The organism is Mucilaginibacter endophyticus (assembly GCF_003351025.1).
In the GTDB taxonomy this organism is placed as follows: Bacteria; Bacteroidota; Bacteroidia; order Sphingobacteriales; family Sphingobacteriaceae; genus Mucilaginibacter; species Mucilaginibacter endophyticus.
The window spans coordinates 419,724-443,504 of record NZ_QPCG01000002.1 but is presented as its reverse complement, the minus strand read 5'-3'; the positions used below and the strand labels follow the sequence as shown (position 1 = coordinate 443,504).

The window sequence follows — 23,781 nt, the reverse complement described above, 5'->3', positions numbered from 1 at the left end:
TTTATGCTTTCACTCGTTCTTAAGCCACCGTAAGGCTTATGGCAGGTTGTACCTGTATTCTGTTAACAAACCAATCTATCAAACAATTACATCTGAATTTATGAACTTAAAAAAACTTTATGTTTTAAGCTGTGCGCTTATTATCGGCCTTGTAAGTGCCTGCTCAAAAAAAGAACTGGCAGGAAATCCGGCTAACGCTAATAACAATCAATCCAAAATAAAAACAGCCGCTTCACCTGCCGGTGATGTTGTGGGTAAAATCACCGTAGGCTACCAGGGCTGGTTTGCCGCTATTGGCGATGGTTCCCCCATTAATTTGTGGTGGCATTGGTCAACCCCCAATAACCAGGCCCCTAATGCCAATAATATCGGGATAAAATCATGGCCCGATGTACGGGAGTATACCGGCACCTATCAAACCGGTTTTGCCAATTTGAATAACGGCAGTCCGGCAAAACTTTTTTCTTCCTTTAATGATCAAACGGTAAATGTGCAGTTTCAGTGGATGCAGCAGAATAATATCGACTGTGCCGCGCTGCAACGTTTTAATCCAACCGGTGGCGAAGGCCCTGTACGTGATGCCATAACTGCCAAGGTAAAAACCGCAGCCGAGGCTACGGGCCGTAAATTTTATATCATGTACGATGTTGGCGGGTGGACAAACATGCAATCGGAAATAAAAACCGACTGGACAACCAAAATGTCGGCCTATACCTCGTCATCAGCTTATGCCAAACAGAATGGTAAACCGGTGGTATGTATCTGGGGCTTTGGTTTTAATGATGATAATCACCCGTTTTCGGCAGCGGTTTGTCTTGACGTGATCAACTGGTTTAAAAGTCAGGGCTGCTACGTTATAGGTGGCGTACCTGCTTATTGGCGCGACCCTAATGCCAGTGAAGTACGGCCTAACTTTTTACCGACCTTCAACGCGTTAAACATGATCTCGCCATGGATGATTGGTAAGATTGGTACTATAACTGAGGCCAATAATTTTTATAACAATACACAGGTTGGCGATCAGACGTATTGTAATGCCAATGGTATTGATTACCAGCCTTGTGTTTTGCCAGGCGATCTGCAGTTACGGCAGCGCGTACACGGCGACCTGATGTGGACACAGTTTTATAACCTGATTCGTGGTGGTGCGCAGGGATTGTATATATCCATGTTTGATGAGTACAATGAAGGTAACCAGATTGCCAAAACAACAGAAAACTCATCATTTGTGCCTGCCGGATCAAACTTCTTATCACTGGATGAGGATGGCACCGTTTGTTCTGCTGATTATTACCTGCGGTTAACAGGTGACGGTGGCCGGATGTTAAAAGGACAAATAGGGCTTACTGCCGTGCGCCCGACAGCTCCGGTGGCAGGTGGCAGCAATCCGGGCACTCCTCCAATCGGGCAAACTATAACATTAAAAGGCTCAAATAACAATTATGTAAGCAGCGAAAACGGCACACAGCCCATGAACTGTAACCGGCCCACGGCTGGTGGTTGGGAACAGTTTACCATTGTTAATGCAGGCAGCGGTAAAGTCGCCTTGTTAAATTCGGGTAAATATGTATCATCTGAAAATGGTACCCAGGCTATTAACTGTAACCGCACATCTGTAGGTCCATGGGAACAGTTTGACTGGGTGAGCAACGCTGATGGTACTGTCTCTTTCCGCGGAAGCAATGGCAAGTACATTTCAGGCGAGAACGGCACACAGGCCATGACCTGTAACCGCGCCACTATTGGCGGATGGGAATCATTCCGGGTGAATCAATAGACTTATTTAATAAAAGAAGAGGCTGTTGGAATGACAGCCTCTTCTTTTATATAACCAATAAGGCGTTTGAAAAAAACCGCCTCGTTTTATACCATTACTCTCGTCAATACATCTATCAATTCTCTAATTTCAAAAGGTTTGCCTACATAGGCATCTGCTTCGCCAATGGCGGCCATTTGTTTGATTGCCGGGTTCGCTGAGATCAATACAACAGGTATATCTTTTGTTGGGGGCTTGGATTTAAATAAAATGCACATGATATGCCCGCTTATGCCCGGCAGGTTTTCATCAAGCAAAAAGCAATCAGGCTGCAGGGCAACTATTTCTTCTAACGTGGTAAAAGCTTTAAATCCTGAAACCTGGAAACCCGCGTGCTCAAGCAATAAGGTTGTGGAATCAAGTATATCTGCCTCATCTTCTATTAATACAATATGTTTACCCATAAATTACCCTGTTCTACGATATTATTGCTTTAGTAGTTGCACGGTCGCGAAAGTATGCTAAAATCTGTAACCAGATCTTTAATCTCTGCGTCTTAGTTGAAAAGCTTATGCCACACCACTATGAAAAATAGCATACAATACTTGTACCATAAATACAGTTGCTCATTTTTACTTATCATATTAGCCTCATTCGCCTTCTGTAGTTGCCTGAACGCTCAAATAACAACTCCAAACGGAAAGGTTATAAGTAGTGCTGCCATGGATAGTTTTCTGCAAAAACAGATGGATTCGCTTCGCCTTCCGGGGCTATCAATCGCTTTCATTAATAAAGGTAAAATTGTTTATCACCGTGCTTTTGGGGTGACGGATATCAAAACAAAAACACCGATTGACGAGCAGTCTATTTTTGAGGCGGCATCGCTCTCAAAACCGGTATTTACCTATTGGGTTATGAAATTGGTTGACCGGAGCCTACTAAACCTTGATACCCCGTTGTATAAATATCTTCCCTATCCGGATATCGCACAGGATGAGCGATACAAGTTAATCACTGCCCGCATGGTGCTTTCCCATCAATCGGGGCTTCCGAACTGGCGTTTCAATACCGCCGATTCTGCATTACACATTAAACCGGGCGCGCTTTACCTGAATTTTAAACCCGGCACTTCGTTCGGGTATTCGGGTGAAGGTTTTCTTTACCTGGGCAAAGTTGTAGTGCATCTGCTTAATCTTTCATTACAAAATATGGAGCCTGTGTTTGAAAAAGAAGTGGCTATTCCCTTGCAGATGGAGCACAGTTCGTACACTGCCACCCCCTACATGCTGAAGCATAAAGTGAAGGGGCACCAGGATGGGCATATAGACCCGGCTAAGGGGTTAAACTGGCCCGTGTTACCATCTTTGGGAATAGATTCAGCTACTTTCAACCCGGCGGCCTCACTACATACTAATGCCCTGGACTACGCTGCATTCCTCATAGCGTTGATGAAAGATAAAGGGTTAAGCCGGGTAAGCATCCGGGAGATGTACCGCCCACAATTAAATGTTCCTCTTCCTGAAGATTTTCGTAAAGCCGGTTATTTGAACTGGGGATTAGGTGTAGCAATTGAGCAAAGGCAATCGGATACCTTTTATGTCCATTCGGGTAATAACGGCAACTTTCAATCAGCTTTTTTGATGGATAAAACCCGGCAATCGGGCTATGTGTTTTTTACCAATTGTGACCATGGCAACAGTTTTAATGAGAAACTGGAAGCTTTCCTTTCGCTTAAATAGGATTACTATATTTGCTGTATGGATACACCACTCCAACTTTCCACTTTCGAATCTGAATTTCGCGTTCGCCCCGATGATATAGATATGTTTCAGCATGTGCATAACAGTAAGTACTTTGATTATGTACTGGCTGCCCGTTATGATCAAATGGAGCGCTGTTACGGCATGGCCATGGAGAAGTTTATGGAACGCGGTTTTGGCTGGGTGGTGCGTACCGCTCATGTGGATTATAAACGGGCCTTAACCATGGGCGATTACTTTATTGTGAAAACCGGCATAGAAAGTATAGACGACAAAGGCTGCCGTGTAAAATTTACCATCACCAATAAAGCCACTAAAAAGATCTGTTGCGATGGTTGGTTTGATTATGTGATGATTGATATGGCAACCGGTCGCGGCGCGAAGATCCCGCAGGATGTAATTGACCAATACCTTATCTGATCATTAACTGCGGGGGTGAAACTGGTTTATCGTGCTTTTTAAATATTCCCTGTCCAGATGGGTATAGATCTCAGTTGTAGTAATACTTTCGTGGCCCAGCATTTCCTGTACCGCGCGCAAATCGGCGCCGCCTTCAACCAAATGCGTTGCAAAGGAATGCCGAAAGGTATGAGGACTGATTTTTTTCTTTAGTCCCACAATTTCAGCTAAATCCTTAATGGTTAAAAAAATGATCTGCCGGCTTAGCCTGGTACCACGGCGGTTCAGGAAAACGTAATCCTCTTCCCCCTTTTTTATCGGGTTATGTACTCGTACATTTTCTATCCAGAGTTTAAGCGCTTTTATGGCTTCGCTGCCTATGGGTACCAACCGCTCTTTATTGCCTTTACCGGTTACTTTTATAAATTCAATATCGAGGTAAAGGTTTGAGAGTTTGAGCTCGGTGAGTTCGGACACGCGCAAGCCTGAGCCATAAAGTGTTTCAAGGATGGCCTTGTTGCGCATGCCCTCGGGTTTCGAAAGATCTAAGGCTGCTATAATTTTATTGATCTCTTCATAGCTGAGCGTATCCGGTAGTTTTCGTCTGATTTTTGGCGATTCAAGCAATTCTGACGGATCGGTTTGGATGATATCCTCCATCAGCAGGTATTTATAAAAGGCTTTGATACCGGAAAGGATCCTGGCCTGTGATGAAGGGATCATGCCCAGCTCGTTTATCCAGTTTATAAATCCCCGCAAATTAGTTAAAGTAATTAATTCGGGTTTTAATTTAACAGGCTGTGAATCTGAGTATTGATATAGTTTTTCTATATCCCTGCTATAAGCCTGGATGGAGTTATCGGACAGCGACTTCTCTAATTTTAAATATGCCTGAAAACCTTTTATTGCCGAACGCCAATCCAATTGATTTTAGTTTTGATGATTTATAGCTAAGTTTGAACTAATGAAGATACAAATTATAAACGGCCCAAATCTGAACCTGTTAGGCGTTCGCGAGAAATCAATTTATGGCGATGCCAGTTTTGAAACCTACCTTGAAACCCTGCGCCAACGCTTTGCAAACATCACCATTGATTACTATCAAAGCAACATTGAGGGCGAAATTATAAATAAACTGCATGAAATTGGTTTTAGTTATGATGGCATTGTGATGAATGCCGGGGCCTATACTCATACTTCCATAGCCATTGCTGATGCCATTGCAGCTATCAACACACCGGTTATTGAAGTGCATATCTCTAACGTTCACAAGCGCGAAGAGTTCAGGCATAAATCAATGATTGCGTCCAATTGTCGTGGCGTAATTGCCGGTTTCGGGATGGACAGCTATCGCTTGGCCCTTGAAAATCTGACGCTTAAATAGTATAAAAATATTTTATCATTTTGATAAAACGCTTTTGCAATTAAAGCGTTTAAACTTTGCTTTTAGCTTATAGTTCCAGATGCCTAAAATATTCAAAGTAGCCGCGCTAACCTTACTTTTTGTTACACTGTTATCCAGTGTTGATACGTTTGCTCAAACCAAAAAGAAAAAAACACATTCGGTAAGGGATTCGCTTCGCGCTTCTATCCTATCGCGTGATTCGATGATGAGGGCGCTTAAACGCTCTGATACATCTGTAAACAACCTACTGCAAAAAGTTGAGTATTATACATCTGCCTTTAACCAGATTAAAAGTAATCTTTCAAAAAAGTTAGATACTGCCGATATCAGCACGAAATTGCCGTCGTTTGAAAGGCGGGTTACCCTTATTAAATCGCTTATTGATAACGATAAGTCAAGTACCTTAAGATACTTATATACCATAAGGGATGTGCTTACCCGCAGTGATGACCAGCTTGACCTGTGGCAGGAGCAGCTTGCTGATATTAACAGCAAACTTGTTCAGAACCAGAATGATCTTGATGCTATATCCCGTGATAGCGTTTTAAAGATCCTGCCGGCTGATAGTTCGCTGGCTACTACTTATCTTATTCAGAAAATAGCTATCGACAGCAAATATCATCGTTTGGATACCACCAATAAAAAGGTGATGGTAAAGATAGGCTTGCTGCAAAACCGTACTTCAGCCGTTTATATTTCGATACTCGACCTTAAAGACCAGATTGATACCAAAATCCGGGATTTCAGCATCAGGGCCATGTCTCAGGAGTACAGCAATATCTGGAGCATGACTGCCGATGAGGGCAATGATTTTGGCATAGCTACCAAAGCTACCGCCGATATGAACGCGAAGCTTTTTAACTTTTTCATAGGCCGGGATATCCTCATCCATATTGGAGGTTTGGTGCTGTTATTCGCGTTTTTTGCCTGGGTACGTGCCAGCAGGCGCAGGATACTACGAGATAATGATACACCTGAGAGTGTGTTCGATCAGGCCAGCTATGTTGTAAATCATCCTTTTGTATCGTCGCTTATCATTACGTTTACACTACTTCCTAATTTTTATGACCACCCACCAGTAGTTGTATTGGAAATGTTTTTGCTGGTCCTGATGATAGCCATACTTTACATGGTTAAAAAATCGTGCCCGGCAACCATGTTCCGCTTTATGGTGCAGCTATTCGGCATCACTATCCTTTACAGCCTGAGCAATCTTTATATTCAGGTAACTAATTTTGACAGAGTTGCCATTTTGATTTTAGGATTTGCCGCATCGGTAATAAGTTTCAGGTTTTTATCAAAAGTGCGCAGGGCTAAGGATGAGTATCTGCCCTATACGAGCTTTATACTTAAGGTTTTTATATTTTTTCAGGGAGCTTCTTTCTTTTGTAACGTCTTTGGCCGGGTAAGCCTGGCTAAGATCATTGGTGTTAGCATAGTATACAATCTTTGGCTCGCCCTGGCGATGTATTACATTGTGCACATCATTATGGAGGCACTTTTCCTGCAACTGGAAGCAGGCAAGAAAAGCAACAACCTTACCTCGTTCATCGATTATAAACTATTACAAAATAAGTTCAGAAGCGTATTGAGTATACTGGCTACAATTTTGTGGCTGGTTATGCTTACCCAAAACCTCAATATTGAAGATACTGTATTTGACTCCATGGGCGATTTCCTGACCAAGAGCCGGAGCATAGGTGGTACCAATACGCAATTCACCTTTCAAAGCGTAATCATATTCGTGGCTGTGATCTGGCTGTCATCTATCGCTTCAAAGATCATCAGCTATTTATATGATGTTGCTGCCAAGCACGCAAATGATATCGACGTAGCCAAGAAAAAGAACCGTACGTCTACCCTGCTCATCCGTATTGGAGTGATAGCTTTAGGTTTCTTCCTGGCCGTTGCGGCTTCGGGGGTGCCTATCGATAAAATCACCATCATTATCAGCGCTTTTGGTATAGGTATCGGTTTTGGCTTGCAGAATATCGTAAACAACCTGGTATCAGGCTTAATATTGGCTTTTGAGAAACCTATCCAGGTTGGAGATATTATTGAGGTAGATAGCCGTTCCGGTACTATTATGGATATCGGGATCCGTGCCAGTAAAATCGCCACCGCAGATGGCGCAGAGGTGATCATTCCAAATGGCGACCTGATATCGCATCACGTAATTAACTGGACCTTAAGTAATAATAACCGCCGGGTTGAATTAATTATTGGGGTAGCCTACGGCTCGGATATAGAAAAAGTAAAAGGGGTGTTGTTAAGTGTATTGACCAACCATGATGATATCATGAGCCAGCCTTCACCATCGGTATTTCTGCATAATCTGAATGAAAGCTCGGTTGATTTCCGGGTGTTTTTCTGGGCTGCCGATATCAATACCTGGCTGGGCTTAAAAAGCCGCGTATTGGGCAACATTTATGATGCATTCAACAGAGAGGGTATTGATATCCCATTCCGCCAGCAGGACGTTCGGGTAATATGGCCCAAAGGCTTACCTCCTATTACAATAGAAGCACCAGGCTTAAGCAATGGCGAAGAAGAACAAAAGGATATAGACGATACTAAAACTCCGAAGGATCGAGATCAGTAAAATGGATTTTCTTTTTCACAAAGAAAGCCCAAACAATACTGCCTTTGAATATACCGGCAGTGTTTTGCGCTGCATCACCTTTCGCCTTTTGCCTTTTGCCTTTCGCCTTAAATAAGCTTAATACAAAGCTTTGATGGGCCCTGCTTACCGCCCAGGCATCTTTGCGCTTGCCTTCCATTAAAAAACGGATCAGGGCGAGCAGATCCATCATGAAGCGGATACAGATCACCCAGACAGCCCGACCGAAAGGAAGGTTCTTTTTTATAAGAAACAGGTTGTTCCGGAAGTTGAGGTAAGTTTTAAAAGGATTTTCGGCGTTAAGCGTACCGCCACCAACATGGTATATGGTTGATTGCGCGCAGTACATCACCTTGTAGCCCATGTTTTTCAAGCGCCAGCAAAGGTCAATTTCTTCCATGTGGGCGAAAAAGCTTTCATCAAAGCCCCCAACCTCATCCCAGATGCTTTTTTTGATAAATAATGAAGCACCTGAAGCCCAGAAAACCTCGCCTGATTGCTCATATTGTCCATTATCTTTCTCCAGTTCATAAAAGATCCTGCCACGGCAAAACGGGTAACCATGTTTATCAATAAAACCGCCGGCAGCACCGGCATGCTCAAAGTAATCTTTTTGAGCATATGACCTGATTTTAGGTGCGGCAGCAGCAATTAAGCTGTCGCTTTCCATGAGCTCGATAACTGGCTCTATCCAGCCGGGTATAACCTCAACGTCTGAGTTAAGGAGGATATAATAATCAGCATTAACCTGGGCTAATACCCGGTTATAACCGCCTGTAAAGCCGTAGTTCTTATCGTTCTGGATGATCCTTACCGAAGGATGGTTTTCGCGCATAAACGCTACAGAATCATCGGATGAGGCATTGTCGCCCATCACAATCTCCAGGTTAGGATATGTTGATGATAATACCGATGGAAGAAATTGTTTAAGGTATTTTAGGCCGTTCCAGTTTAAAATAACTACAGCAACTTTGGGTGTATGGGTCATCTATTTAAATCCTCCGGCTTAAACTTCCATCTCCGGTGCGACCATAACCAATATTGCGGTTCTCTTTTAATCATCCCCTCCAGGTATTTCACGTGCATATTTGTTATTTCGTATTCGGCAGTTTCTTTTGGTGTTTCGGTAAGCGGAACGAGTGTATATTCATAGTACCCGCGCTTTACCCTTTTCATGTCGTAAAAAACAACAGCTGTATCAATTGTTTTAGCAATTTTTTCAATTCCTAAAAACATAGCAGTTGGCTGATTTAAAAAATTGGCAAAATAGTGTGTATCGCTCGCCACCGGTGTTTGATCGCCAACCAGTACGGTAACAGTAAGTTCCTTGCGGTATTCGATCATTTTACGCAAGGTTTGTTTCATTGCTATGGGTTGTCCGCCAAACCTCGACCGGATCTCAATAAAGAAATCGTTAAACGTATGGTTGTTTAAAGGCTTGTAAACAATCATGAACCTTTTATCGGTAACAAAGTTAAAATTGAGGGCGGCCATTTCCCAGTTACAATAATGACCGGCAACTGCAATAATACTCTTACCTTTAGCAAAGTATTCAAAAACAAGCTCGGAGTTAGTGGCCACTACCCTTTTCCTGATCTGTTTTTCTGATATGGTAATCATTTTAACGGTTTCCACAATCAGGTCGGCCAGGTAACGGTAGTATTTACGCTCAATATCATGCCGCTCCCGGTCTGTTTTTTCGGGAAAGGCATTGCGCAGGTTTTGCTGTACAACATCGCGTCGATAATTAACGATGTAGTAAACAAAAACAAACGCTATATCAGATAAAATGTATAAAATCCAAAAGGGGAGCAGCGATATAAGGTATAAAATTAATATACCTAACTTAGTAAAGCCCTTTTTTATCATTATTTTTGCAAATTTCGAGCACAAACATAAAATATATGATTGAAAAAGGCGCTGTGTTACCGATGTTTTATCTTCCACCGGTAGATTATTTTGTACAGATAAATACGTACAAGCCTGATATACTGATAGAAAGAGAAGAGCACTTTCCTAAACAAACTTACCGCAACCGGGCAAATATCTACTCGCCCGATGGTGTACTGGCGTTAGTAGTGCCGGTGATTAAAGGTTCAAAAAATCATACGAAAGTTAAAGATGTAAAAATAAGTTACGACTTTATGTGGCAGCGCCTGCACTGGCAAAGCTTACAGGCCTGTTATCGGCGTTCGGCTTATTTTGAGTTTTACGAAGACGATTTTGCGCCTTTTTATGAAAAACAAATTACCTATTTATTTGATTATAATCAGGAGCTTTTGAACCTGCTGCTAAAGCTTACCAAAATAAAAACAGAATTAAATTTCACGGATGAATACCAGGCCGAATATCCTAACCTGCACGATTTTCGGTTTTCTATCCATCCCAAAAAAGAAAGCGAAATGCAGCAGAAACCATATTTTCAGGTATTTGAAGACCGCCGGGGCTTTATGAAAAACCTGAGCATCATTGACCTGCTGTTTAACCAGGGACCGCAAACAATAAACTATTTGTAAATGAATGGCAACTTGAAGCGTTTACGCTTTAAAAAACATAAACGTGCAGGCAATGTAGGCGACCGACCAGGCACCATCAACGTGCCAAGCGATGCGCTTAAGCCCATAATCTCGGTTTATTCGTACAATAAGGATGAGCTTGTAACCTGCGAAGGCAAGGATATAAAAACGGCCTTAAAACAACTTAACAAATGTGATAATCACACCCACTGGATTAAGATAAATGGTTTGGGCGATGCCGATCTGATTGAGCAAATTGGCGCTCATTGTAATATCAATTCTTTGGTTTTGGAGGATATTGCCAATACCCACCAACGCCCTAAATTTGATGAGTATGATGATTATGCCTTTTCCACCAGTAGGATAGTTCATTTCAATAAAGAAAATGAGATCATCAACTGCCAGTTTTCGGCTATTATAAAAGATAACATCATCGTTAGCTTTGAGGAAGATCACACAGATCGTTTTGACGCGGTAAAGGCCCGGTTAAAAGCCGGTAAAGGCGCCATTCGTACTGCTGGGCCCGGTTATATGTGCTATGCGCTTACCGATACTATAATTGATAACTATTTTGTTTTGCTGGCGCAAATTGGAGATCATCTGGACGCGCTTGAAGATAAACTTTATGAAAGCGCCGATAAAACCATCATGTTTGATGCCCAGCAACTAAAACGCACGCTTATTGTTGTACGCCGCGCCAGCTGGCCCGAGCGCGATAAGATCAACGATATGATCCGGTCGGAAAGTCCACTGATAACGCCGGAAGTTAAATTATTTTTGCGCGATGCCTATGATCATTGTATCCAGGCTATGGATCTTATCGAAAACTATAAAGAGGTAACGTCAAGCATCATTGATCTGTACTTGTCGATGGTGAGCAACCGCATGAATGAGATCATGAAAGTGCTTACCATTATTTCGGTGATCTTTATCCCGCTTACCTTTATTGCCGGTATTTACGGCATGAACTTTTCGCGCCAGGATGATAAAGGCCATGTCCTTCCGGATAATATGCCCGAGCTTTACTGGCGTCACGGCTATGTATATGCTATTGTATTTATGCTGCTAATTGCGGTTGTACAGGTTTTTGTATTCTGGAAAAAAGGCTGGTTTAATCGTTTGTAGTTATGGACTTCAAAGGTAAAATATTGAATTCCATAACCGGTGAGATTGTTTTATCTGAAAGTATTCGTATTTCTTCAATTACCCGGCCTGCGAAATTAAAGGAGTACTTTGGTCAAAAAGAACTCAGAACATTAAGCATGGGAAATGGCTGGGTGCATTATTCAATTAAAAATATCCAGGTAGAAGATAACTATTTCATTTTTATTTTCCTGTTTTACAAAGACCTTATAAAAACCATCAGCTTTGTTATTTCAAGCCATCCATTCTCAGAGTCCTCATGGAATGACTGGAATAAGGAAACAGAAGAAAAAAACAAAAGTTTCTTTGAGAATTGGCTATCGAACCAAATAGGCTCTCAAAGAAACTTTGCATGGGGCAATGTAAACGCCGTTCTTGATGAAAAAGTAGGAGGTTCGGCTATCGTATTAAATTACATCGAATAATTATTTCTGAAACTCAGGCTTAAGCTCCGCTTTCATTGCCTTCCTGAACTTTATTACTTTGGGCTCTGAAACAGCAAGGATATACGGCTGATCCGGATGAGACCGGTAATATCCCTGGTGATAGTTCTCGGCGGGATAAAATACCTTGAAAGGCACAACCTGGGTAACTACAGGATTGGCATAATGCTTTGATTCATTTACCTTTTTTATGGTTGCTTCAATTGTGCTTTTTTCCGCGTCGTTACGATAAAAAGCTATTGAGCGGTAATCTGTTCCTTCATCCGGCCCCTGGCGGTTAAGCGTAGTTGGATCATGCGCTGAGAAGAATGCTTCAACTAATTTGTCATAGCTGATCACCTTAGGGTCATAATACACCTGCACTGTCTCGGCATGATTGGTGTTATCAGAACATACTTCCCTATAAGTGGGTTTTTTGGTAGTTCCCCCTGCATAGCCGGATATTACTTTATCAACGCCCTTTAGTTCAGCCATTGCCTCGCTCATACTCCAGAAACAGCCGCCTCCAAAGGTTGCTACGGCCTCTCCTGCTTTCGGCGCGGGTAACACGGCAAAATTATCACCTTTTGATGCTTGTCCATCGGCACAACTGCTTAAAAACAGGAATATGCCTGCAGCGTATAAGAGCAACTTTTTCATAATGGATATCACTATTAGTTTACTAATATACGATGCCTTGACACCAGCAGATGGTCACGCCCGTGTAAACAAGCTTAGGGCCTTTTTGCCTGCTGCATAAGCGATTTTTTCACCATGAAGAGGATTTCGCTCAGGCCATTGGTCTTGATCTCAAATGTGGTTGAAAGCAACATCCCCATTTTATCTTTAGTAAAACCTTTGCCCGCCATCCACTCCAGGTATGATACAGGTATATCGGCTATAATAGTCCCCTTGTATTTACCGTAGGGCATCCGGGTTTGCACTATATCGATGAGAATTTTGGGGTCTGGTTGTAAATTTTCCACGGGGTAAAGGTAAAAACAAACCGCTATGGTTACATCCTATTCCTGAAATCCGCGTATAATAAAAAATGTTGCCAGTGCTGCCGCTAAACCAACGGACGCTTTTAAAATGCCGCTGCTTACATATGGAGGAATGTATTTTACGCCCATTTCATCCGCAACGGCCGGGTGCTTAACATAGCGCCCGTTTGAGGGTATCGCGACCTGTTCAAAATTATCAGCCAGTTCATGCAATTCGTCATGCAGTTCGCGACCACGCATTGCAGGGCCGTGGCCTGCGGCTACCGTGCGAGGCTCAAGCGCTGTAAGCCTTCGAACCGATTGAGCTGCAGCGTCCCAATCGGTAGTGAAATATCGCGGCGGACCGGTTAGCTTTTTGAGCGAACTAAAAGAATATAAAGCGGATTCGGCTTTAGTGGTAGAAAACGCGTCGCCGGCTATCAAGGTTGAATTTATCGGCAAAAACAAAGAAATATGACCAGGTGTATGACCGGGAGTATGGATTACCTTCCATTCCGGCAGCTCTGGAATCCCTTCTTCCATTTCAATAGCCTTTACTTTATTACCGAGGTTTATTGGCGCGGTAGGGAAAAATGTAGATAGCAGGCTCATCATTCCATCCCTCAATGAAGGATCGGCAGGTGGGTATGCTGATAAACCCGTTAAATACGGCAATTCCAGCGTATGAGCATAAACCGGAACATTCCAGATTTTTAAAAGTTCTTCAAGGCCTCCGGCGTGATCAGCATGTCCGTGTGTAAGTACAATAGCAGCTGGCCTTGTCCCCGGGCCAAAAAGATCTTCGGCCATAGCAATGATTTTGCTTGCCGATCCTTTTAACCCGGTATCAACCAAAACCCAGCCTTTGGCAGCACCGGGGCGGTTTGCTATCATATAAATATTAACGAATAATAGTTTGGTTCCCCATACCCTTTGCGATACCTGGAAATACTTTGTACTGAGCCTTCTGTTCATGGTTTATAATTGTTAACAAAACATAACTCCTATATTAAAAGTTTTAGGTGAGTTAAATTTAAGAACAATTTTTATCAGCCTAAAAATAAATAAGATACCTGTCTGAACGGTTTCAATGCAAACAGAAATTATCCAAAGCGTGTTAGGTTAAAAATTATAGATACCATGAAACAGCAATTTGATGCTACACTTACCGGAACCGACAGTGAAATAGACGGAACTGCCCAACAAATAACACATGCTGATTACTCAGAAGCCTTTGAATTTAGATCAGTAGATGGCACACTACATTTGGTGATTGCTAAAGATGAGGATGGCGAATGGATAAGGATTGATGGCACCGAGCCTTACCTATCAAGCTGGATTGATGAGCTTGCCGAGCAAGCAACAAGTCATGCCTAATAAAAGAGAAAGCCGGATCATTTGACCCGGCTTTCTCTTTTAGAACTTATTGTTTAGTCCAGTTCAATTGGCTTCATTTTAGGCACTAAAAAGTGCATGATAAGCCATGCTAAAATGTAAGCGCTACCGCAAACAAAAAACATGATGTAATAGGCTATCTCAATTTTATGGATAGAACGATAGTATACAAACAGATTTTTTTGCACAGCAAGCGATAAGAATACTCCGCCGATAGAGCCAAACATCCCTCCCAACCCGGTTACCGAGCCAATTGTACGTTTCGGAAACATATCCGAAACTGTTGTGAAAATATTGGCGCTCCAGGCCTGGTGTGCCGATGCAGCTATCCCGATTACGATTACTGCAAGCCACATATTTATGCCGCCAAGAATTTGTGCGAATATGATTGGTATTACCGCCAGCGCATAAATAAACATGGATGTTTTGCGGGCCTTAAATACGGGCCAGTTATTTTTAATCAGGTTCATGGGCAGCCAGCCGCCGCCAACACTGCCGAAAGTAGACATTGTGTAAACCAACGCGACAGGAATAGCTATTGCTGTGCCGTTCAAGTTATACTGGCTTTCCAGGAAATCAGGTAACCAAAACAGGTAAAACCACCAGATAGGATCCGTTAGAAACTTGCCAATAACAAACGCCCAGGTTTGTTTAAAGGATAACAGCTTGCCCCATGATATTTTCTTTTGCTCGGCAGGTTGCAGTATCTCTGCTTGGCTGTCGTGATCACTGTTAATATAATCAAGCTCCGCTTTTGATACCTTGCTGTGTTTTGAAGGCGCGCGGTAAATAACCTGCCATAATACCAGCCAAATAAAGCCGATTGAACCGGTTATGATAAAGGCCCATCTCCATCCCCATGTAACCGCGATAAACGGAACTGTTAAAGGGGCAACTATTGCACCTACGTTTGCACCCGAGTTAAAAATGCCGGTTGCAAAAGCACGTTCTTTTTTGGGAAACCACTCGGCAACTGTCTTAATTGCTGCCGGAAAATTTCCTGCTTCGCTAATCCCCAATGCCGAACGTACTACGCCGAAGCCAAAGGTGCTACCAACGAATGCGTGGCATACTGCCGAAATACTCCATAACAGCGTTGAAAGGAAATATCCTAATTTGGTTCCTATTTTATCGATGATGCGGCCGGCAGCAAGCAGGCCTATAGAGTACGCTATTTTAAATGCTATTTCAATATTGGCATAATCGCCATCGTTCCATTTAAATTCTTTTGTAAGGTCTGACTTAAGTAAACTGATCACTGCCCTGTCAAGGTAATTGACAGTTGTTGCAAAAAACACCAGCGAACAGATCACCCAGCGGTAGTTCCCAACTTTTTCTTCTCTCATTATAATTTAGGTTAACTGGCTATTTAATGGTTTGTACTATCTCCAGCAGTTTCAAGGTATCATTATACAGCTTGTCATACTCCTGGTTTTCGAGCACGTTTTTGCTGATGAGCTTACTGCCCATACCCACCGCGCATACCCCTGCTTTAAACCAGGTACTGATGCTGTCATGGTTCAAATCAACCCCACCTGTTGGCATGAACAACTGACCGGCAAACAAATCCCTTATAGAGGATACAAACTCTGGCCCTAAGATATTGGCCGGGAATATTTTTATCAAAGCAGCGCTATTTTGTTGGGCTAAATAGATCTCGGTTGGCGTCATACAGCCCGGAATCCACAACAGGTTGTGCTGCGCGGCCAGCTTCCCAACTTCGGGGTTAACAATTGGCGATACGATAAAGTCGGCTCCCGCCGCAATAAAGGCCTCTGCTTCATGAACACTTTTAATGGTGCCTATACCCAATTCAAGGCCGGGCATTTCGCCGTTGGCCAGGGCTTGTTTTAAAACTTTAAAATTTTCGAGGGCCGCTGCACCGCGGTTTGTATATTCAAATACCCTGATCCCTGCTTTATACAGCGTGCGGGTTATTTGCAGGCTCACTTCCGGATCTTTGTAAAAGAACAACGGCAGTGTTCCCTGTTTTAATATGGCATCAAGTACGATATCTTTTTTACTCATTGTTTCATAGCATTATAAATTTCATCAACTGTTTTGGTGGTCGCGTCGCCTTCAATAAACAGCTTTTCAAAAGCTGCGGCCGTGGCAAAATCCAGCAACTGCTGCGGATCCTGCTTGTTGTAAAAGCCGTAAATAAGTCCGGCCATGAAGCAATCGCCACTGCCTACTTTATCAACCACAGTTTCGGTATTGTAAGTTGCCGAGTGATAAAAGCGGTTTCCCGTAAAAAGTGAAGTATAATATTCAACACCTTTACCTGCATCAAAACGGAAGGTATTTGCAACGGCACGGCAACGCGGGTAAGCATCCATTATTTTTTCTGAAGAATAAAGTCCTTCTTTCAGGTAAATACTTTGCTGTCCCGATTCGTGGATATCCGGCGTAACCGGAATGCCTAACATAGTTTCCTCCGCCCAAACGTTGCCCATTATGATATCAGCATATTGAACCAGTTTCGGCATGATCTCTACTGGCTTTTTGCCATATTGCCATAATTTAGGCCGATAGTTAAGATCGACAGATATGGTGATATGTTTCCTGCTTGCGGCCTGTAAAACCTCCTCGCAAACATCGGCAGCCAGTTGGCTTAGGGCCGGGCAAATAGCGCTGAAATGAAACCAGCTTACGCCTTCAAGCACGGCATCCCAGTTAACCATGCCTGGCTTAAGATCGGCAAAGGATGAGCCCGCACGATCATATACAATGGCATTGTTCTTTACATCTTTACCACGGGTAAGGTAGTAAAGCCCTATCCTGTTACCGCTTTTATGTATGGCAGATGTGTCAATGCTTTTTTCTTGCAGGTAACTGATGATCTGTTCTGACAATGCATTATCGGGCAGGGCGGTAAAATACTTTATCGGCTGCTCCCATAAAGCCAAAGCATTGGCAACGTTAAGTTCGGCACCACCGATGAAAAATGGCAGCTTGTTTTTCGCCAGCCATTGGCCTTCGCCGTCCGGGCACATGCGTAATAACAACTCACCGAATGACAGGATGCTCCCCTTTGTATTTTCGATATTGCTCATTTAAAAATTGAAATAGTTTTTGGCGTTAAAATAGCAAATATCACTCACGATCTTACCCGTCCATTCAATATCATTTGGCAGTTCTCCGTTTTCAATATCATCACCCAAAAGGTTACAAAGTAGCCTGCGGAAATACTCATGTCTCGGGAACGACATAAAGCTCCGTGAATCGGTAAGCATACCCACCATGCGGCTTAATAAGCCCATGTTTGATAGGGCATTCATCTGTTTGATCATGCCATCCTTCTGATCCAAAAACCACCATGCCGAACCAAACTGCATTTTACCGGCTACGGAGCCATCATTGTAATTGCCTACCATGGTGGCAAATAACTCGTTATCGGCAGGGTTAAGGTTATAAATAATGGTTTTCGCCAGTTGATTGGTAGTATCCAGCCTGTTCAGGAATTTAGATAATGCCCTGCCCTGTGTAAAATCACCGATTGAATCCCAACCGGTATCAGGGCCCAGATTAGTTAAAGCACGGGCATTGTTATTTCGCAGCGCTCCGAGGTGGAATTGCTGAACCCAGCCTTTCTCGTGATCCCAAATAGCGAAGTAATACAACATGGCCGATTTGAATTTCAGGATCTCCAACGGCAATAACACTTCGTTGTTTCTTATTTTAATAAAGATCGCAGCTATCTCCGCATCGGTATAGTCCTCAGCGTAGATCTGTTCCAGGCCATGATCCGATAGTTTGCAGCCATTCTCTGCAAAATAATCATGACGGCTTTTAAGCGCTTTTAAATAATCGTCGAAGTTTGAAATATCGACGTTAGCAACAGTTTGCAACTGGTCTATGTATTTGTTAAGTCCCGGGATATCATCAGCATTCATGGCTTTATCCGGGCGATATGCCGGTAACACCTTTACGCTATAATCGTCTTGTTTTAACTTCTGATGATGGCTGAGATTATCCAGCGGATCATCCGTGGTGCCAACAACCTCTACGTTTTTGTTTTTAAGAATATTACGGATGCTAAACTCCGGCGATTGCAGTTTTTCATTACACTGAGCGTATATTTTTTGTGCAGATGCAGGTGAAAGCAATTCGTTAATGCCAAAATAACGCTGTAACTCGAGGTGAGTCCAGTGATATAACGGGTTTCTTAATGTGTATGGTACAGTTGCCGCCCAGGCTGTAAATTTTTCCTCGTCGGTTTTATTGCCGGTGATGTAAGCTTCATTAACCCCGTTTGCCCGCATGGCGCGCCATTTGTAATGATCGCCATAAAGCCAGATTTGGGTTATGTTTTTAAAATTGATATTGTCGGCAATCTGGTCTGGCGGCAAATGGCAATGATAATCGATTATAGGCTGATGACTTGCGAACTCATGGTATAATCGCTGCGCCGTTTTAGTTTGGAGTAAAAAATCCTGATCTAAAAAATTCTTCATTGGTTATTAACAGATGTAATACCAGGCTCAATGGTATTATAGTTTATACTTGTAAGGGGCAAATTACACATCATATAGGCAAGTTGGAAGTAATAAGTCCAAACAATCCACGCAAACGTTTTCGTTCAACGTTAAAACACATTTATTATAATAAAAAAAGGCGACAGGTACCAAACCCATCGCCTTTTATAGCTATTGGTAAAATTTATGCTACCAGAAAATAGAGTACAATGCTACTACAATACCTGTTACAATTAGTGCACCGGCTAAAAATCCTCTTGAAGTTTTAAACATTGAACTTTCAATTTCAAGACCATTTGTAGTAATGCCCCTGGCCTGATCAATTTTCGATATAATATACATACCGATAACGCAGATGATAAATACAAAGCCCATACGGTCAAGAAAAGGAATTTCATAAAGCTGGGTTACCTTATCATCCTGTAGCGCCAACTTTGAAAAGCCATATGGAGAAAGGAAGCTCAAATCAATAAACCTTGGGCAAAGTTTAAAGAAACATGAGAAGATGAAACCACCAACGGTTGCAAATAAAGCCGCGTTTGATGTAGCCTTTTTCCAGAAGAAACCAAGAATGAACATGGCAAAAATACCCGGAGATACAAAGCCCGTATATTCCTGAATGTACTGGAAGCCTTGTTTACCTTCGCCCATTAAGGCTTTACCAATAAGCTCAGATAACAGGATACCTAATAATAAGGCTACAAGAACAGATATCTTACCCAGGTTAACCAGTTTCTTATCGGTAGCTTCAGGGTTGATGGCTTTTTTGTAAATGTCTAACGTAAAAATAGTAGCGATACTGTTTGCTTTACCTGCTAACGAAGCTACAATTGCAGCAGTTAATGCGGCAAATGAAAGACCTTTTAAGCCGGTAGGCAATAAGTTTAACAACGATGGATAAGCTTTGTTAGGATCCAATACACCCGATGAACTCGCCATTTCCTGGTGGAACATGCCTTTTTGATATAAAAGGTAAGCGGCAATACCCGGCAGCACCACAATAACCGGCATCAGCAATTTAAGGAAGGCGGCGAACAGGATACCACCACGAGCGGTTTTCAGGTTTGCACCTAAAGCCCTTTGAGTGATGTACTGGTTACAGCCCCAATAGTTAAGGTTGGTGATCCACATACCACCTATCAATACTGATAAGCCAGGCAGGTCCATATAGTTTGGATTATCCTTTTTGAAGATCATATGGAAGTGATCCGTAGCTTCGCTGTGCAGAATTTTGAAACCGTTCAGTAAGCCTGTGGTACCCTCTTTTTCGCTTAACAAAGTAAGTGCGAGATAAGATGCCATTAAACCACCCAGTATAAGTACAGCTACCTGAATAACGTCGGTATATCCAATAACCTTCATACCTCCCAGTGTAATAACTGCCGAGAATATAGCCAGCAGCCAGATACACAGGTGGATATCAAGCCCCGAGATACCACTGATGGCCAAGGCGCCAAGGTAAAGGATTGACATTAAATTAACCACAATGTACAGCAGCAGCCAAAAGATAGCCATGATCATGGCTACTGTTCCGTTGTACCGCTGATGCAGGAACTGTGGCATGGTAAAGATCTTATTTTTAAGATATACCGGGATAAAGAAAACCGCCACAATGATAAGGGTAATAGCAGCCATCCACTCGTAAGTAGATATAGCTAAGCCCATTTTAAACGCAGACCCACTTGTACCTATAAATTGTTCGGCAGAGATATTTGAAGCGATTAACGATGCTCCGATGGCCCACCAGGTTAACGACCCTTCGGCCAAAAAATAGTCTTTTGAAGTGGCATCGGCGTTGTGTTTACGCTTATACACCCACCAGCCATAGCTGGCAACAATTATAAAGTAGATAAAGAAAACAGCATAATCGCCATTCGAGAGGGTTTTGAGGTTCATTGTTTTGGTTTGTCTTTGGGTTTAATATGTATGATTGACAATTATAAACTATATATATCGATTTATCAAATTTTCGATATATTCTTGTTTACCGCTTGTCACTTTTGGTTCGCCGTTAGCTATCGCATAGTTACGCAAATCTTCCAAAGAAACCTTACCCGCTTCAAAATCTTTTCCGGTACCTGAATCAAATGAGGCATACCTTTCGGTACGTAATTTTTTGTATTCTGATTTTTGCAGGATGTTATCAGCAGTTACCAATGCCCTTGCAAAAAGGTCCATACCACCAATATGGGCGTAGAACAGATCAGCAGGATCGGTTGAGTTACGACGGATCTTGGCATCAAAGTTAATACCGCCACCCTGGAAACCGCCTGCTTCAAGAATGATCAGCATGCATTCCGTGATCTCATTGATGTCGTTCGGGAACTGGTCTGTATCCCAGCCGTTCTGTGAATCACCACGGTTGGCATCTATCGAACCTAATAAACCAGAATCAGCAGCAACCTGTAATTCGTGCTGGAAAGTATGCCCAGCTAAAGTAGCATGGTTAACCTCAAGGTTCAGTTTAAAATCATTGATGAGATCGTATTTCTGTAAGAAACCTAATACGGTGGCAGCATCATAATCATACTGGTGTTTTGTTGGCTCACATGGTTTTGGCTCGATAAAGAAAGTACCCTTAAAGCCTTGTTTGCGGGCATAATCTTTAGCGGTATGTAAAAACTTAGCTAAATGCTCCTGCTCGCGTTTCATGTTGGTGTTAAGCAGGCTCATATAGCCTTCGCGGCCGCCCCAGAATACATAGTTTTCGCCACCCAGGGCAATTGTAGCATCAAGCGCTGCTTTTACCTGTGCACCTGCATGGGCCAATACATGAAAATCAGGGTTGGTTGATGCCCCATTCATATAGCGTTTGTGGCTGAACAGGTTTGCGGTGCCCCAAAGCAGTTTTACGCCGCTGGCAGCCTGTTTTTGTTTGGCATATTCAACCAAAGCCTGTAAACGACGGTCGTTTTCGGCAACATCATTACCATAGTCAACCACGTCAACATCGTGAAAACAGTAATATGGCAGGTTCATTTTGGTAAGAAACTCAAACGCTGCATCCATTTTGTCTTTAGCACGCTCAACGGCATCCGCTTTTTCATCCCATGGGAAAACATGAGTAGCGCCGCCAAATGGATCAGCACCGGTACCGCAGAACGAATGCCAGTAAGCTCCTGCAAAACGCAAATGATCTTTCATGGTTTTGCCGGCTACTACCCTATCCGCATCATACCAGCGAAACGCCAGTGGGTTATCTGATTCAAGGCCTTCAAATTTTACCTGGCCTATTTCTTTGAAAAATTCCTTTTCGCCTGTTACTATGCTCATGTTATTTTAATTATTTAATTATCGAATTAATGATTTAATGAATTGTTTTATTTTGTAGTTGTTGAGTTATTACAGAAAACACCTTTCGCCTTTAACCTTTTTCCTTTTACCTCAGTTTTGCGTCTAAAAGAGCTTTCCACTCCTGGTAAACAGGTTCAAACTGATCTGTTGTAGGTTCTACCAGTTTAATAGCTTTGATATTGCTGAATGCTTCAGATGGTGACTTGAAAATGCCCGCGCCAATGCCTGCCCCTAAGGCCGCGCCAACGCTGCCGTCATTATTATAAAGCTCGACGGGTACGCCGGTAGCATTTACAAATGTTTGTGTAAACAGATCGCTCAGGAAAAGATTGCTTTTACCCGCACGGATCACAGTTGGGTTCATACCATTCCCGCGCATAATGTCAAAACCATAACGGAACGATGAAGCTATGCCCTCCTGTACAGCCCTGAAAATATGAGCTGGCGTATGCAGGTTAAGATCGATGTTTTGAAAATGCGCGCCCACCTGTTTATTGTTTAACATGCGCTCGGCGCCGTTGCCAAAAGGAAGTACCTGTAAACCATCGGCACCTAATGGGGCTTTTTCGGCTTCAGCGTTCATCTGATTATAACTGTAGCCTGTACCGAATGTATTTTTTACCCACCGGTATAAACTGCCTGTGCCGTTAATGCATAACAGTACGCCAAGTCTCTTTTGCTCATCGGTATAGTTAACATGCGCGAAAGTGTTGATGCGCGATTGCTGGTCATAAACTAACTGATCATCTACACCATAAATAACACCTGAGGTGCCCGCTGTAGCTGCTACTTCGCCTGGATTAAGCACATTTAATGATAAAGCGTTGTTGGGCTGATCTCCTGATTTATAAGTAACCGGGATACCCGCTTTTAAATTCAGTTTTTCGGCAACCGACGCCTGCAAAGTTCCGTGCGATGAAAATACAGGATTGATAACTGGGAATAAATTCCCATCAAAACCAAAGTAGTTAATGATCTCTTTAGAGATGCTGTTGGTTTTGAAATCGAAAAATACACCTTCGGACAGCGCTGATACCGATGTGGTGATCTCGCCGGTAAGTTTCATGGCGAGATAATCGCCTGGCAGCATGATCTTATCAATTTTATTATAGATCTCCGGTTCGTTTTCTTTTACCCAGGCCAGTTTTGAGGCCGTGAAGTTACCGGGCGAATTAAGCAGATGCGAAAGACAATGCTCCTCGCCAATTGCGGCAAATGCCTTATCTCCTATTTCGACAGCGCGGCTATCACACCATATAATGCTATCGCGAAGTACATTTTGATCTTTATCAACAAGCACAAGGCCGTGCATTTGATATGCTATACCTATTGCGGCGATATCCTTTGAATTATAACCACCTTTGGCATGGCAGCGTTCAAGTGCCTTTTGTGCCTGTTCCCACCACATGGATGGAGATTGCTCGGCCCAACCGGGATGCAATGCTTTTATTGGCGACTCCTCGTCCGGGTATTGCGCAGACGCAATCGTATTTTGCGTAGCGGCATCCACTACACTTACTTTTACCGACGAAGTACCTATATCAATCCCTAATAATAGCATAGCCTATTCAGATTTTTGTGTGATTTTTTGGTTGTATTTATTAATTGGT

Annotated in this window: 23 protein-coding genes; 9 read left to right on the top strand and 14 right to left on the bottom strand. The window is 42.8% G+C overall.

All coding sequences use genetic code 11. From position 1 onward, the window contains the following. Positions 1–100: 100 nt before the first annotated feature. Positions 101–1,777 (top strand): lectin, encoded by a 1,677-nt coding sequence (locus DUL71_RS09355; RefSeq protein WP_114937852.1) that lies wholly within the window; start codon positions 101–103, stop codon positions 1,775–1,777. 86 nt (positions 1,778–1,863) lie between these two features. Here DUL71_RS09355 and DUL71_RS09350 read toward each other — a convergent pair whose 3' ends face one another. Then, the gene (locus tag DUL71_RS09350; protein WP_114937851.1) at positions 1,864–2,220 is read right to left on the bottom strand and encodes a response regulator; all 357 of its coding nucleotides are present in this window, start codon (positions 2,218–2,220) and stop codon (positions 1,864–1,866) included. 120 nt (positions 2,221–2,340) lie between these two features. Between DUL71_RS09350 and DUL71_RS09345 the strand changes: the two genes are divergently transcribed. Next, positions 2,341–3,495: a serine hydrolase domain-containing protein gene (locus DUL71_RS09345; RefSeq protein WP_114937850.1), complete on the top strand. Its 1,155-nt coding sequence runs from the start codon at positions 2,341–2,343 to the stop codon at positions 3,493–3,495. 18 nt (positions 3,496–3,513) lie between these two features. Beyond that, positions 3,514–3,936, top strand: a complete 423-nt coding sequence (locus tag DUL71_RS09340) for an acyl-CoA thioesterase (RefSeq protein ID WP_090525696.1) — start codon at positions 3,514–3,516, stop codon at positions 3,934–3,936. Positions 3,937–3,939: 3 nt separating this feature from the next. On the opposite strand, the gene xerD is transcribed toward DUL71_RS09340, so the two are convergent. Further along, positions 3,940–4,839, bottom strand: coding sequence for a site-specific tyrosine recombinase XerD (xerD, locus tag DUL71_RS09335; protein WP_114937849.1), 900 nt, complete (start codon positions 4,837–4,839; stop codon positions 3,940–3,942). A 40-nt stretch (positions 4,840–4,879) separates the two neighbouring features. Between xerD and aroQ the strand changes: the two genes are divergently transcribed. Continuing rightward, positions 4,880–5,299 carry a type II 3-dehydroquinate dehydratase gene (aroQ, locus tag DUL71_RS09330; protein WP_114937848.1) on the top strand — a complete coding sequence of 140 codons (420 nt, stop codon included), beginning with the start codon at positions 4,880–4,882 and terminating at the stop codon, positions 5,297–5,299. Between the two features lie 79 nt (positions 5,300–5,378). Beyond that, complete coding sequence (locus tag DUL71_RS09325) at positions 5,379–7,922, top strand: mechanosensitive ion channel family protein (RefSeq protein WP_114937847.1); 2,544 nt, start codon at positions 5,379–5,381, stop codon at positions 7,920–7,922. Here the strand turns inward: DUL71_RS09325 and DUL71_RS09320 are convergent. Together DUL71_RS09320 and DUL71_RS09315 are read right to left on the bottom strand one after the other, a co-directional pair. After that, a complete protein-coding gene (locus tag DUL71_RS09320; protein WP_114937846.1) occupies positions 7,894–8,928 on the bottom strand; it encodes a glycosyltransferase family 2 protein in 1,035 nt (344 codons plus the stop codon). The genes DUL71_RS09325 and DUL71_RS09320 overlap by 29 nt on opposite strands. After that, the gene (locus DUL71_RS09315) at positions 8,925–9,809 is read right to left on the bottom strand and encodes a lysophospholipid acyltransferase family protein (RefSeq protein WP_114937845.1); all 885 of its coding nucleotides are present in this window, start codon (positions 9,807–9,809) and stop codon (positions 8,925–8,927) included. Before DUL71_RS09315 ends, DUL71_RS09320 begins: the two co-directional genes overlap by 4 nt. 35 nt (positions 9,810–9,844) lie before the next feature. Here DUL71_RS09315 and DUL71_RS09310 point away from each other — a divergent pair, with 35 nt between their 5' ends. The 3 genes from DUL71_RS09310 to DUL71_RS09300 are packed head-to-tail and all read left to right on the top strand — an operon-like array spanning position 9,845 to position 12,024. Continuing rightward, positions 9,845–10,456, top strand: coding sequence for a WbqC family protein (locus DUL71_RS09310; RefSeq protein ID WP_114937844.1), 612 nt, complete (start codon positions 9,845–9,847; stop codon positions 10,454–10,456). Then, positions 10,457–11,581, top strand: coding sequence for a magnesium/cobalt transporter CorA (gene corA / locus DUL71_RS09305; protein ID WP_114937843.1), 1,125 nt, complete (start codon positions 10,457–10,459; stop codon positions 11,579–11,581). It abuts the gene before it with no gap. 2 nt (positions 11,582–11,583) lie between these two features. Next, positions 11,584–12,024, top strand: a complete 441-nt coding sequence (locus tag DUL71_RS09300; protein WP_114937842.1) for a hypothetical protein — start codon at positions 11,584–11,586, stop codon at positions 12,022–12,024. Here DUL71_RS09300 and msrA read toward each other — a convergent pair whose 3' ends face one another. From msrA to DUL71_RS09285, 3 genes are all read right to left on the bottom strand, one after another. Then, positions 12,025–12,681, bottom strand: a complete 657-nt coding sequence (gene msrA, locus DUL71_RS09295; protein WP_114937841.1) for a peptide-methionine (S)-S-oxide reductase MsrA — start codon at positions 12,679–12,681, stop codon at positions 12,025–12,027. 74 nt (positions 12,682–12,755) lie between these two features. Then, complete coding sequence (locus DUL71_RS09290; RefSeq protein WP_112575553.1) at positions 12,756–13,007, bottom strand: DUF3820 family protein; 252 nt, start codon at positions 13,005–13,007, stop codon at positions 12,756–12,758. 36 nt (positions 13,008–13,043) lie between these two features. Next, the gene (locus tag DUL71_RS09285) at positions 13,044–13,979 is read right to left on the bottom strand and encodes an MBL fold metallo-hydrolase (RefSeq protein WP_114937840.1); all 936 of its coding nucleotides are present in this window, start codon (positions 13,977–13,979) and stop codon (positions 13,044–13,046) included. A gap of 165 nt (positions 13,980–14,144) precedes the next feature. Here DUL71_RS09285 and DUL71_RS09280 point away from each other — a divergent pair, with 165 nt between their 5' ends. Continuing rightward, entirely contained in the window at positions 14,145–14,381 is a 237-nt protein-coding gene (locus tag DUL71_RS09280; protein WP_114937839.1) for a hypothetical protein, read from the top strand. Positions 14,382–14,434: 53 nt separating this feature from the next. On the opposite strand, the gene DUL71_RS09275 is transcribed toward DUL71_RS09280, so the two are convergent. From DUL71_RS09275 to DUL71_RS09245, 7 genes are all read right to left on the bottom strand, one after another. Further along, entirely contained in the window at positions 14,435–15,745 is a 1,311-nt protein-coding gene (locus tag DUL71_RS09275) for an MFS transporter (RefSeq protein WP_114937838.1), read from the bottom strand. A 19-nt stretch (positions 15,746–15,764) separates the two neighbouring features. Then, on the bottom strand, positions 15,765–16,427 hold the full coding sequence (locus tag DUL71_RS09270) for a bifunctional 4-hydroxy-2-oxoglutarate aldolase/2-dehydro-3-deoxy-phosphogluconate aldolase (RefSeq protein WP_114937837.1): 663 nt from the start codon (positions 16,425–16,427) through the stop codon (positions 15,765–15,767). Then, positions 16,424–17,455: a sugar kinase gene (locus tag DUL71_RS09265; protein WP_114937836.1), complete on the bottom strand. Its 1,032-nt coding sequence runs from the start codon at positions 17,453–17,455 to the stop codon at positions 16,424–16,426. Before DUL71_RS09265 ends, DUL71_RS09270 begins: the two co-directional genes overlap by 4 nt. Then, positions 17,456–18,856, bottom strand: coding sequence for a glucuronate isomerase (uxaC, locus tag DUL71_RS09260; protein ID WP_114937835.1), 1,401 nt, complete (start codon positions 18,854–18,856; stop codon positions 17,456–17,458). Positions 18,857–19,066: 210 nt separating this feature from the next. Continuing rightward, positions 19,067–20,773 carry a sodium/sugar symporter gene (locus tag DUL71_RS09255; protein ID WP_114937834.1) on the bottom strand — a complete coding sequence of 569 codons (1,707 nt, stop codon included), beginning with the start codon at positions 20,771–20,773 and terminating at the stop codon, positions 19,067–19,069. Between the two features lie 48 nt (positions 20,774–20,821). Then, positions 20,822–22,150 (bottom strand): xylose isomerase, encoded by a 1,329-nt coding sequence (xylA, locus tag DUL71_RS09250; RefSeq protein ID WP_114937833.1) that lies wholly within the window; start codon positions 22,148–22,150, stop codon positions 20,822–20,824. A gap of 106 nt (positions 22,151–22,256) precedes the next feature. After that, positions 22,257–23,732 (bottom strand): xylulokinase, encoded by a 1,476-nt coding sequence (locus DUL71_RS09245; RefSeq protein ID WP_114937832.1) that lies wholly within the window; start codon positions 23,730–23,732, stop codon positions 22,257–22,259. Positions 23,733–23,781: the final 49 nt, after the last annotated feature.